Raw genomic sequence first — 13,237 nt, 5'->3', positions numbered from 1 at the left:
GCTTCTAATATCAAAATATTTATTTAGGTTAATGGTTTTGCTAAATACCTTACCAATTTCTCCTGAAACAAGAATGTCATTTCTTAGTGTCATTTCAGTTGGCTCTAAAGTTGTACGCTCTAGTAGGGGAGAGAGGTTGTCCATACCTTCCTCAAAGAACTTAGTTGAAGTAGGTAGAGTAGAAGATATTGTTGACCAATAAGCAGGTGTATCAAGAGTCTCTTTTTCATACATTTCAAATGAGCTGACCAATGTATAATAGCTATGGTGACTTAATCCAAATTGTATCTTATAGAATAAATACTCATTATTATTGTCGAAATTATATGTTACTTTAGCATTGCTATTAGGGTGATTATCAACAGTTAGAAGTTTATCATAGCTTAAACCATCATAACTACCTAGCAAAGAAAATGCTTTTAATCCATATGTGCTACCTGAAATCGAAAGGGATGCCAGTGTAATTTTATTTACCATTTTTGGAGAGTCAAATTGGTATTGAAGCCATGATGGAGCGCCTGCACTAGAGCCATTGTCATACCAATATGTTGAGTCATTTCTATCAAATGCTCTCCAAGCAGGGTCATAAGCACCCCTTGCTGTTACTTTTCCTTTTGGGCTAGTATCACTTGTCATATTTGGTACTGCATTAATTGTTGGGTCTTTACCTAATAATTTAGGGTTAAATTTCTTATATTCATCATCATGTAAAACAAGAGTTTTGTTTTCATTATGCATCTTTTGCTTTCCATCAAATGAATATAGGTTAGGTGCTTTGTATGGGTATGCAAATGGCTCTTGCCCTGCGTTAATAGTGAAGGGGATTGCGCTATTAGAGCCATCTGCTGAACCGATAGCAGGTTTTATTATAGATAATGGCACACCGTTAGAACCCTTAATATCTATGAGTGAGCTAAAGCTTCCACCATTCATGTGATACCTATATCTAGGTGTCGAAGGTGATGTTAAATCTACCTCAATTCCATAGATTGTATCCAACTGTGGTTGCCAAAGTATTTGGTATGAATTAGGTTGATTATAGTTAGTTCCATCAACTGAAACAAACCCTATCCATCTGTTTATCATTCTCCCACTATCAGGAGTAGTGAGTTCAAAATAAAAGACACCTTCTCCTAATTTTCTACCACCTATTGTATTCATCACTTCTGTAGATGCATTAGTAGCAGTGTAACTTGAGTTTTTAGTCCATCTTGCATCAATAATGTTCATTACAATTAAACACCTTCTTTAAAGATAGGATTCAAGCTATCAATTTTTATCCAATCATCACGAGTGATTTTCTTTCTGTGTAAACTTCCTGTATCTGACCATGTTGAATCTAATTTCATGTCAAAAGCATAGTCTCTTTTTAGCCTGAGAGCTGTAGTAGACTCTTTATAAAAGTTTAATGCTCCAACTTCTGAATAACTTGAGCCACTATTGTTTGTTTCCCATTTAATTCTATAGCCTTTGTAGCTTTGACTGTTATTGAAATCACATATAGCATCTGTGTTAATAGTAGTGAAAGTATGGATTCTTTTATCAAGCTCAATCCACTTTCCATCATGACCATCTGTTGTATCAAAACTTCCCTCAAGAACCCAATCTTTAATCATATATGGCAATATGTTTGCCTGCCCAATACTTCTTACCTTGTATCTATTTATTTTTATTGCACTATTGAAAACAAAGCCTAAGTATCCACTAAGAATACCATTTTTCGTTATATATCCTTCGGGTTGGTCAACATTGTCAAATGCCCTCCAAGCGGGGTAGTTACCTGTGTGATATTCTGTTTCTGCAAATGCAATACCATGTGTAGTACTAGCAGATGTGTTTGAAGTCAAAGTAGGAACGATATATCCTCCTGCTGTGGCTTGTATTTCCTCAACAAAAGGATTAACTTCAAAATCTGACTTTGTTATAATGAATTCATCTGTCACAAAGCCTGCAAATAAATCTATTCTAATTTGAATAAATTGTTTAGTATCAGATTGAATAGCTCCATCCATAGCTATAGCAGTCCAATCAGACCAATCTCTATTATTGTCTGAAACTCTTGTTAATACTGCGAAAGAGCTTGCTCCTATATTTGTGTTAGTGGTAAATACTTTTTCGAAGTCCTTAAACTTATCGCCTAAGTCAACTACATCAGAAGTCCAAGAACCTTGTTCGGTGTAAACAGGGTTTCCCTGACCATCAACATCAACTTGCATTAATTGAAGGTGTCCTGTTGACTTATTGATTTCAGTATTATTATGTGTTCCTGAAACACCAATAGGCAACCCTATCTCTTTGCGTTCTAAATTACCGCCTACAACTGTCATAGAGTATCTTCCTTTCCTGATTTTTAAATATGAATTATGTTTCCTTCTAGTCTATCTCCTGTATCAATGGACTCTATACCACCAATGAAAGTAATAAAACTACCACTTACATTTGTGAATGAATTGTTTAAAAATAATACAATAAATTTAGAATTTTTGGAATCTTTGATTTCTCCAATCCTAGCATCTAAACCTTTACTAACAAGATTTTAGTTTCTCTAGTGAATATTTCCCTGTATCTACTGTGTAGACCTTCTCAGTTGATGATTCAAATGTTGATAACTTATTGTTCGTAGATGTTATTTCTAAAGAATTATTTTTATCGGGAAGACGTAGCCAAAATCGTTTCACAGTGCATTTCCTCTCTTTACGTTAGTTTTTGATTACCCAATTAATCTGACCTGCTCTATTGGCTTCTAAAGGGGCATAGAAGCGTTCTACTTCAATCCCTCTTGATTTGAATACCAAATAGCCATTCATATCCTTATTTGATGTTAATTTGACCTCAATAAAGGCACTATCACTAAATGGTAGTGAAACAACAGGTTGGAAGAATAGTTGCACATCATCTTTCTTATAGATTGTTTTGTAGCCAAAATTAATTGACTTGATATTTGAGCGTTGAACACCTTGTACATTACTGTAGTCAGCGTAAGCTTCTTTATATGTGATAAGGTCTTTGTTTTCGAAATTTGTTGTTAAATGATAAGTTTTTCCATTTTTGTCAATATACTCAACTTCAATTCTTCTTTTCATTAGGTTGAATGAACCATCTGACATTTCGAAGAAGAGTTTAACATTCAGCGTTTCAGTTAAGGGAATATCAATTGCTGGTTTCCTGAATTTGTGAATAACACTTTATCAATCGCCTTCATTGTATTGAAGTTTTCTATTAAAAAATCATTATAAAATAGGGTAGGAGAGAATGCCCCTAACCCTGTAAAATTACTCTTTTATTTGTAAATACAATTATATTACTTTTGTATGTAAGGGTATAAAACACATTGTACTAAAAGATTTTTATCTGCTAAAGCTGTTTTAGGAACTCTTCATTACAGAAGTCTGAACAAAGTTACCACTTGTTAATTTAGTGTTAGTTCTATTGAAATTTGTGTTGTAAGCAAAACCTGTAGTAGTTCCTGCTGTTCCTAATTCTCAAAAACCTGATTTGTTTTTATCTTTAACATCACTTCTACCAACTGGAGTGAAAGACTCTTCTCTCAAACTATCTACACGAACATTGAACCAACAGTCTTTAACAGGCTTCAACAATGCTTCCTGTTGGGTTTCCATCACCACCATTGCGGTCACGAGTTGTGTATGATATTTCCAAGTGGTTCTGTCAAATAAACCAAAAAATCTCCTTAACAAAAGTGTTAAGGAGATCTTTAAAATACAATAAACTTATGCTTTAATAACTGAGCCAACCCAAAGAATTTTCAAGTCTTTCATCTTTTGAAGATATTGTTTAGCGGAAGCTTCGTTAGCATATGTGCCTGTTTGGAAGTAGAACTTACCTTTGTCTTCATTGATTGTGATGTAATCAATATTGGCAAGTTTGTTTTGCGCAACCTTAGCTTTGGCACTCTCGGCTTCTTTCTTCGTACTATACGTTCCTGACTGTATTCTGTAAGGTTCGTTTTTAGCAGGTGGTGTATTTGTTCCGCCTTTGCCTTGAATCTTGTTAAGAGCCTTCTCGACACGATTTAAGAAGTCCTTCCAAGTTCCTCTGTCCAAGATTCTGTGTGGGCAATACTTACCTGACCAATCTTTATGTTTCTTTACAGAGTTGATTCCTAAGCCATGTTTATTCAATAGATAAGCTGTAAGCTCAACTGCATTATTCTCAGCTTTATCATATTTATCCCCACCACTCTTAGAATAGCAGATTTCAACACCGATAGATTTCATGTTACCATTTCCTCTACCATCACCACAATGCCAAGCTGTGCGATTATTAGGTGTTACTTGAATGATTTCCTTATCATCTACAGCATAGTGGAACGAAACTTGATTATTGTTGCTATTGTGATAACGAGCTTCATTCAGGGCAGGCGCGTCATTAGCTGTGTTATGAATTGTGACATATTGAGGTGTCATGCTGTATGGTGCCTTAAGAGAATACTTAGCAGAGCTTACTAACATTTGTTTAATTTCTAACATATAAAATCACCTTCGATTAATTAATTTTTTGAATATAAAAAAGCAGTCTATTTAGACTGCTTCTCATTGAGTACTGAGTGCTTCCTTGAATGTTTCTTCTATAGTTGCTAACGCTTTCTTAATAATATTTTCGAATATTGTTTGAAACACAAAAACATTTTGAAAACATAAAAAGCTTTATGCTTCCTGTTTTACTATCAAACTATTTTTCATCTAGGTCAACTGCATGACTAGCAACATAAGTATTAGCTCTAGACGTTTGTCAGAATGGGTAGTAAGGAACTTTTTCAACAGCTTTAATAATTTGATATTGCTCAGGAGAACCAAGTTCTACTCGAACTTCATCAATTTTGTCATTATGGGCGAGATAATTTACGAGCAATGTATTTTTCTATCCAATTAGCATATTACTATGTTACTTTTGTGTAGTTTCTTCTAAAGATACTGTTTCTAAAATGTCACAGAAGCGATTGTAGCGCTCTGCTTCAATACCTGAAAACTCTTTATCAACTTCTAGTACAATACGTTGAATAGTTTTAATCATTTCAACTTTCTCGTTTTTGGCTTCGATAATAAATTCCTCATTCATTAACTTAGATACTTCTATGTTGAATGAAAGACTATCCTCAAGAATAACGAACTCATGACCTTTTTCATCTTTGTTACGAACAGGTTCATCATTTTCATCTTTCTTAGCGTAGTCTTGTAAAAGAATATCACGCTCAGTAGAAATTAATTGCAATTGAGCTTCTAAGATTCCAATAAAACGAGAGCGCATACGAGAATCCTTTCCTTTTAATGAAAGCTCATATAGGAAATCTCCAAAAGCTTTAAGTTCATAGTTTTTAAATACTAAAATCATGTTATTTTTATTCCTTTCCAATTCAAATAGAGGGTACAACTATCGCACATAGCACCTACTATTATATGTTATTATGATACTTTTGTGAAGGGTATTTTAAAAATATTTAAAATTTATTTTGCAGTAAATAACAAGGCTTAAATGATGAACGCATAAGCGCCACCTTTAGAGCCTACTTGAATCACAGTGTAGACATTATCTACCAACAAGATACGTGGTTCAATTACAGTTGGTATATCATGGTCTATCCATGTTGGAATAGTAATCTCAGCTTCTACTTTTTTCTTAGTTACAGAAATCTCAGTGTCTACTTGAGATACTTTCTTAATATCAATAATCGTATCAACCTGACTTACAGATTTAGCGTCAATCTCAGTGACAACATCACTAGTGTATTTAACGTAAATTTCTGCGTCTTCACTTGAATCATCATAACGTTGTACAGTAACAGACACTTCAATATAAGGTTTTGATACAAATATTTCAGTGTTAACATCATTCTTGACATTGGCTTCAATTTCAACAAAAATATCATTTCTGTATTTTACTTCAACTTCAATTTCAACTTTTGGTCTTGAAATATCTATTACAACTTGAGGACTACTTTCATCAACAACTCTAGGTGTGATTACAATTGGTATTCTATCTTTTGCTATAAGAATTTCTGTAATAACATCATTTGTCCAAGTTTCAGGAATTTCAATTTCTGCTAATACTGATTTCTTACCATGTCTAGGCACAGTTATTTCAGTTTTAATGGTAGGTTTTGTGACTGTAATTTCAGTGTCTTTAGTGTTTGTATCTCTTTTAGTACATGAAATTTCAATTGGAACAATTGGCTGATTGATGAAGATTTCAGCATCTTTTCTATCCTCAAGAGGTCTTCTAGCACCGATTTCAGCAAATATTTTACTTTCATCACGTTTTGCTGAGATAATTTGTGACCATACATAAGGTTTACTTACTGTAATTTCAACGTCAGCTTCAAAGTTCAATGGAACTTCTCTGCGGTGAACATAGATTTCAGCGTTCAGTGGTTCAAACATGAATACTGAATCAACAGTAACCTCAGTATTTTTGTCATCTTTTTTTCTTCTATAAGCGAAGATTTCAGTTAAAAGCTGACTTCTGCCTTGAGAGAATATTCTTGAATCAAAGTATTTAACAACTAGCTCAGGTGGTAAAGCAGTCTCTCTAGTATAGAATGTTGTTTGACCAAAATCAGTTTCATTAGATATGCGAACAATGAAACCATTATTAATCTTCTCTAGTGCAACCCATGATTTAACAATATCAAGTACATCAAACTCAACATATCCTTTTGCTGTATTAACAGTAAAGTTATTAGAGATAAGGTCAATAGGATTAGGTTTGTTTAAGTGAGTTATGTTGTATTCTTGCCATGCGCTATCTGCATTTAAAATTTCAAGCTTAATATTATTAGGAACAGCGCCTTTGTAGTATAAGCGTAAATGAGATTCTTTTAGTACATAAGATGGGTGAATGGATTGTAAATCAAACTGCACAAATGAGCGCCAAATATCATCTTGACTTCGACCAACAACCATAGATGAACTGCTACCATAGTTAATTGATTGGAAAGATGATTGCTCTCTAGTGAAAGAGTCTTGAGTAGGGTTGAATATATCTGTAACAATTGGTGGTTGTTGTAATTCATAGATAGCATACATTCTATTGTGAGGTGGTACTTCAATCTCTGTTGGCATGTTGTTATAACCAATAGGTTGAATCTCAGTGTAGACAACTGAGTTTCCACGATACATGATATTCAAGTCAGTATCTTTCTCAGAAAATCTTAATGCACGAGAGACAAGCTCTGTTTCATTTTCATCTTTTCCAATTGCTCTAGGTATGATTTCAGTTTCTTGCTCTGAGTTTCCAACAGCAATAAGACTATATTTTGCCTTGAAGCTATTTTTTGGCTTCACTTCAATTACTGTCTCAACGATATTGTAAGTATCAATATTTGCTATATTGGAGCTACCGAAAGATTGTATGTCTTTCAGTAGCTCACCTGTTTTTAGAGAGTTATTGTCTCCCATAATTACACTTCCTTATCACATTGTATTGTGATTAGGCTTTATCTGCTCTCACGATAATGTCAAATGAACCGTTAGCGTCAGGCGTTGAACCTAATTCAGTTTTTAGTCTAATGAAGAATGACTTTTCTTCGTTGTTTTTTAGCACACCACTTAGTCTTAAATCAGGCTGAGGAATGAAAGGGGAGTTGCTTGTACTAAACTCACAAGTCATACCAGTAGGAAAGTTTGTTGTATTAGCAAACAACTGTACATCTTTCACATCATACCCATATTGATTTTTAAGAATAATTTCGTGTTCTATAGTAGTTTGACCTGCAATAACGATACCGAAGTCAAGATACTGTAGAACTTCACCAATCTCACTTGAATAGTAATGACCGAAAATATCTTTGAACATAAGACCTGAATATGTTCCCATGAACTGAGTTGACCAATAATCAGTTGTGCCATAGAAATCTTGGAACTCTACTTTAAGAGTGTTCCAATCATCAATCTTAATGTCTTTACTTCCAATTGCTAATTCAATGTTTTGAGGTGATTCACCGAGTTTTGTAAAGCCTCCATCAGAAGGGTAGAAGTTACCATTGTTTAGTAACACACGATACTGAACACGAGTTAAATCATCATCACTTAGAACACCTTTTAGGACATTGCCATTGAGTTCAATATTAATCTTAGCAGTTGTGTTTAAGATATAAAGACTTGTGTCTTTAATAGTTGTAGTGTTACGAGGAAGATAGTCTTCAAATGAAACTGTCTCTACAACCGTTTTGATTGTGTCACGAACATTATCTATTAGGAACATACCAATACTAATATACTCACTAGTCCATGTACGCCATTGTTTATCTGTAATTCCATTTAATGATTTATATGACATACCATTTTTCATGATTGCTTGCTCAGTAGAAGCGTCAGCTACCACGAATTTGTTTTCAACATTGCTCCAAACATACCATTTGTCAGGTGTGTTACCTGCGACAAAGTAGCGAGCTTCATCACGATATGATTGAGATATATCATTAACAAATACATCATCTAAAGCACCATACACACGCTTAGGGTTAATCAATTTGATGAACTGAGGTTTTGGAACTGCGTTCATTTCAAGCACTCTCTGAGCAGTATCAGGGGCTTCATCAGTCCATGTTACAACTTCGAAGTCACCTTCTAATTCATCAACAGGCGACCAATTAGCTTCTAAGATTAGGTCAGCATTTGTTACAGCTTCATCGTCTGTGTAATAAAGAACCTCAACACTATCACCAACTTCATCATAAATATCAAATGGCTCAGTAGTAGTGGACACGATAATGTCCTCTGTAGTCTCTGTATAAGCTACTACAGTAGGTAGTTCGCCAATGTAGTCATAAACACTGTAAGGGTCAACACCTGTCTCTACAGCGATCAGAGAGGTGTCTGAGTCGGTGTAGTAAATAACCTGAGGTTTATCACCTAGTAAATCCTGTACTTTGAAATCCTTTTTATTAAGTACAACAGATGTAAATTGCTTATCTTCAAAATCAGACCACATAATTACTGATTTATCTCCTGACAGCTCTTTCCACTGTTTCTCTTTGATATGGTCAAGATTGTTCATTCCGTATTCAATGAAGTTTTCTTCTGTTGGCGTAGTTATTTGCCAAGCAGTACCATCATGGTATTTGTATTGTGAACCATAACTTACAAGGTATTTATCAGGGATAGGGGAGATGACTCTGTCGTAGATTTCGATTTGGTCTAGCTCTCCAATAAATGCACTAGCATTAGTATCGTGTAGTCCACCTACAAAAAGTGGTCTAACTGCACCGTTATATGAGTTAGCTGTCACAGCTTGAAAAAGAGGGGTTGACATGTCATCTATATATACTTTCACATCTGTCAAGCTTCTTATTAGTAAAAAATCGTGCCAATTATTATCTTTGAAATTACCTACACTATCCGTTGTCAAGTAATTGAATTGATTAGGAGCATATGTTTCTCCTATCTCTAATCTTCCCTTATCATTAAAAGCTATAGCTAAACCTTTATAGTCTTTATAAGAACCTGAGTTTGATAGAATATAGCCATTAGTAAGTATATTTCCTAATTTAAACTTGAATCTTAAAGAATATACACCCACAGGAATTAAATCATTAAATGAAATTTTTTGACTTCCATTAAAACTCATAGCATATCCTTTGCCATTCCACCCTATGACACGATTAGGGCTACCTACTAGTGTTCCTGTGTGTCCACCAATTGAGTCCATAGCATTACCACTAGGTTCATCAAAACCAATAGATGCTTTACCATATTTACTTAAATTATCTTTACTATTAGCCATTGTATTGACCTCCAATATTTTTCCATATTAAAAGGACAACTAGATTAATAGTTGTCCTCAATCATTGCTGTTTTAAAATCACTACCAATAGGAATACTAATCATTCTGTTTTTCCCTAAAGGTGTTTTATCGTTGCTTACAATCTCATATTCAGTTGTAGTTTTAGTGAAATCAATTGGTGGTCTATCAACTGCTGAGTCAATTTCTTTTATCACTCCACCTTGAGCTAACAACATGTATTCTACTGTGTTGGGAATCTCTTTCACACGAGTTGATGTGGGGGAGAACACAAGATTTTTATTGTCTGTTGTCTTAACCACTAAACGTTTTTGAGTGAAGTCAGAGGGAGATAAGGCTTTGTTGTAGATTTGTAAGTCATCAATTTGACCATTAAAGTCATATAGGGCAGATGTATTATATCTAGCTAAATATAACCCATAAGTTTGAGAAGTGAAGGTTTCTGTGTAGTTAGAATACACAGCGTTTTGAACGTCATCTAAGTATAGCGTTAGAATTTTATCTTTTATTGTTATATAAACTTCGTGCCAAAGAGTATCTTTAATAGAGGTTAGAAAAGGAAATAAGACAGGAACGCCATTATGGACAACATAAAATGTAGGTATGTCGTTTAGCAATGCCAAGTAAAACCCATTGTTGCCAGTCGAAGTGCCCGTAGTTGAAAAAACAACATTATTGACCATTATAGCAGTAGTGTTTTTCTTGAATTTAAACCTAATAGTTTTTTCCCTTAGGGGTATAATAGGAGCGTTGAAAAGAGCATACTGTCCACCACCAAAGTTTATAGCTTGACCTTCACTATTCCAACCTTCAACTCTTGTTGCACCTGTAACTGTGCCTGTGTAGCCATTGCCTAACTTGTCTACAACGTTTCCACTTGCTTCATCAAAGCCAAACCATGCGACACCAGATTGATACATTAGTTGTTCTGTTGTTGCCATTTATTTCACCTCTCTTAATCCATAAGCTACTTCGCCCCATGCTGTAAACCAACTACCACCTTGAAGCGCAAGTGATTCTTTATGAGTTATTCTAATATATCTACTAGATGTTTGATTCATATTGAAGATTACAGGAACTCCTGCTGTCCAATTTTTGAAGCCCACTACATCCAGTACTTTTGTCCAATCGTTACCATTGTCAGATGCTTCTATGATGAATGTTATTGGTGTTTCGTTTAGATATGAGGATGGTGTTAACTTTACAACATTAATATCTTTACTAGCTCCTAAATCAATCATTAACCAAGAGTTTTGATGTTGGTTGGCTAAAGTAGTCCAATAGGTAGCGTTATCTAAGTCAAAAGCTTTTGATGCACTGTAAGTAGTGCTAAAAACTGAACTTGCACTAGCAACTAGGGGAGAGGGTGTGTTATCATCAATCATTTTAGTATCATACCAAGTAGTTACAAAACTTTTATTCTCTGTGATTTCCTTTATATTCAATGTATTGATTTTACCAATATCATGTGTAAATACTTTACCATTTACATTAGCGACAGGTGTGTCATTAAAGTATCTATGTTTATCAAAAGGAACATCTAATTGAATTTCTTTACCTTGTTCAATACCATGTAAAATCATGTTTTTAGGTGAATTGTCAGGCATGTGAATAAGAGTATTGTCAGAAAGTGAGTATGTAGAATTACCATTTTGTAAAACTAGTTTATCAGGGTTATAATCAATCCCTCCGTATACTAATCCACTTATTAAAACATTATAAATAGAATTACTTGCTTTAGCTATCAATTTATAATATTGATATATATATCCCTTGTTAAAATAAAATTCTTTTGGAACATTCATTTCAGTAAAAGATATTCCTGATTCTACATGTATTTTTATAAAGTTTTGACCATCGTTAGAGGCGTGTATCTCAAATGCAGTAATATAGTTATCTAATCTTGTTGTTAAAAACTTCATTTTTTTTATCTGTACTTTTCTTCCATAGTTTACTATTATGAAAGGATTATCTGAAGCAGTTTGACGACTCTGCCATGTTCCTCCTGAAAGTCCTTGGTACGCTAAAAGCCCACCAATCTCACTACTAGCACTCGCAGACAATGGATAAGGTGTGAGGTTTGTAGTCATATTTAAATCAAACCATTTTTCTACTGTCATATAATCATTCCTTCCTTATTGTATTAAGAAGCCAAAATAAAAACTCAGCATTATTTACAACTAATGCTGAGTGGTTTTCTATCTAATTTAGTTGTCAAAAAACCTTCTTCGTTGTTTGAGACTTCATCCTGTAAAATGTATTTTTTAGTTTCAATAATTCTGTTTAGGTTTTTGAAATTATTAGTGCCATAGTTAATAAAATTATTTACACTTACTTTTGGTACTTCTGTAATATTATTTGCAATGTTTTTGAATGATATTTCACCAATACATACATATCCAAATCCATTAGTACTAAATGTCTCTATTCTGTAATACTGATATGCAATGTTGTTTCTAAACTTATATATTTTAGTTTCTCCATTTTTCCACGTTTGGTCTTTAAATTCAGCTAATTTTATAAATTTAGAATTATCATTCGACGCTAAAATATTGAAGTCTCTTGGCATACCATTTGCTATTTCTTGGGTAATCATTGAAGAACTCAATTCAAGGGTATTTGCATGAACCTTTCTACCATAATTAATTTGTATCCAACCTGTTGTTCCTGCAACACTACTCCAATAGTCATAGCTACCACCTGTATTAGTACTATTAAAAGCTTTGTATGCTGAATATGTGGAATTAAATTCACTACTAGCACTTGCGATAAAAGGAGATGGGGAAGTATTAGAGGTCATTTTTGTTTCATGTGTTGTGTCAAATGATTCTATAGAGTATGTTTTATTATTCGATTGAAGCATATAAAATCCTTTTTTTACACCACTTACAAACATTTCATTAAATTGAATGTATGCAGAATTTGGATATATTCTATATGTCCCTGATTCTAAGTTTCCATAATATTTATACCAAGTAGATGTAGTTGTAGTTGGAACACTTGAGCTTATAACTTCTAATTCTTGAGAATTTTTTATCAGCTTTCTTAGTGTAGTTGGCTGTCCTGACCTTCCTCCTGAATCAGAATAATAACCACTAGTGAACCACACATCAGCACTCGCATAATTGTCAGGTATTGTAAATTCTAAATAATAATTGTTGTACCTAAGCAAACAAGCACCATATTGACCTTCCATTGTTACAATATCATTGAATAAAACACCAGAAGGATTCCAAATGTTACCACTAAAAGCTTGTACTTTTAGTTTTTCAGATGTAATTTCCTCTCCTACGTAGCTAGTAGGTAAATTTACTCTAGGCATTTATCTCACCTCAGTTCTAATAGTTCTAATATCAAAATATTTCTTTAAATCAATTGTTTTGCTAAACACTTTTCCTATTTCATCAACATCTAAAATCTCACTTTTATCTGACATTGCCATAGGCTCTAGTTCTGCTACTTTTCTGTTAAATAAGGG

At 33.8% G+C, this 13,237-nt stretch carries 11 protein-coding genes; all 11 read right to left on the bottom strand.

Annotated elements, in window-relative coordinates; translation table 11 throughout:
• A partial coding sequence (locus tag ACIQZA_RS25355; RefSeq protein ID WP_402884594.1) for a discoidin domain-containing protein occupies window positions 1-1,230 on the bottom strand: 1,230 nt, incomplete at its 3' end.
• 5 nt (window positions 1,231-1,235) lie between these two features.
• Complete coding sequence (locus ACIQZA_RS25350) at window positions 1,236-2,327, bottom strand: hypothetical protein (RefSeq protein ID WP_402884592.1); 1,092 nt, start codon at window positions 2,325-2,327, stop codon at window positions 1,236-1,238.
• Window positions 2,328-2,525: 198 nt separating this feature from the next.
• The gene (locus ACIQZA_RS25345; protein WP_402884590.1) at window positions 2,526-2,678 is read right to left on the bottom strand and encodes a hypothetical protein; all 153 of its coding nucleotides are present in this window, start codon (window positions 2,676-2,678) and stop codon (window positions 2,526-2,528) included.
• Window positions 2,679-2,699: 21 nt separating this feature from the next.
• On the bottom strand, window positions 2,700-3,083 hold the full coding sequence (locus ACIQZA_RS25340) for a hypothetical protein (protein WP_402884589.1): 384 nt from the start codon (window positions 3,081-3,083) through the stop codon (window positions 2,700-2,702).
• 648 nt (window positions 3,084-3,731) lie between these two features.
• Window positions 3,732-4,490, bottom strand: coding sequence for an N-acetylmuramoyl-L-alanine amidase (locus tag ACIQZA_RS25335; RefSeq protein WP_402884587.1), 759 nt, complete (start codon window positions 4,488-4,490; stop codon window positions 3,732-3,734).
• Window positions 4,491-4,905: 415 nt separating this feature from the next.
• Complete coding sequence (locus ACIQZA_RS25330; protein ID WP_402884585.1) at window positions 4,906-5,352, bottom strand: hypothetical protein; 447 nt, start codon at window positions 5,350-5,352, stop codon at window positions 4,906-4,908.
• A gap of 137 nt (window positions 5,353-5,489) precedes the next feature.
• Window positions 5,490-7,415 (bottom strand): DNRLRE domain-containing protein, encoded by a 1,926-nt coding sequence (locus ACIQZA_RS25325; RefSeq protein ID WP_402884584.1) that lies wholly within the window; start codon window positions 7,413-7,415, stop codon window positions 5,490-5,492.
• 31 nt (window positions 7,416-7,446) lie between these two features.
• Complete coding sequence (locus tag ACIQZA_RS25320; protein WP_402884582.1) at window positions 7,447-9,741, bottom strand: LamG domain-containing protein; 2,295 nt, start codon at window positions 9,739-9,741, stop codon at window positions 7,447-7,449.
• Window positions 9,742-9,785: 44 nt separating this feature from the next.
• Window positions 9,786-10,700, bottom strand: coding sequence for a LamG-like jellyroll fold domain-containing protein (locus tag ACIQZA_RS25315; RefSeq protein WP_402884580.1), 915 nt, complete (start codon window positions 10,698-10,700; stop codon window positions 9,786-9,788).
• The gene (locus tag ACIQZA_RS25310; RefSeq protein WP_402884578.1) at window positions 10,701-11,879 is read right to left on the bottom strand and encodes a discoidin domain-containing protein; all 1,179 of its coding nucleotides are present in this window, start codon (window positions 11,877-11,879) and stop codon (window positions 10,701-10,703) included.
• A gap of 50 nt (window positions 11,880-11,929) precedes the next feature.
• Window positions 11,930-13,081, bottom strand: coding sequence for a discoidin domain-containing protein (locus tag ACIQZA_RS25305; RefSeq protein ID WP_402884576.1), 1,152 nt, complete (start codon window positions 13,079-13,081; stop codon window positions 11,930-11,932).
• Window positions 13,082-13,237 lie beyond the last annotated feature (156 nt).

Source organism: Lysinibacillus sp. NPDC096382, assembly GCF_044762845.1.
GTDB lineage: Bacteria > Bacillota > Bacilli > Bacillales_A > Planococcaceae > Lysinibacillus.
Note: the sequence above shows the minus strand (reverse complement) of the source record. Positions and strands in the feature narration are given on the sequence as shown.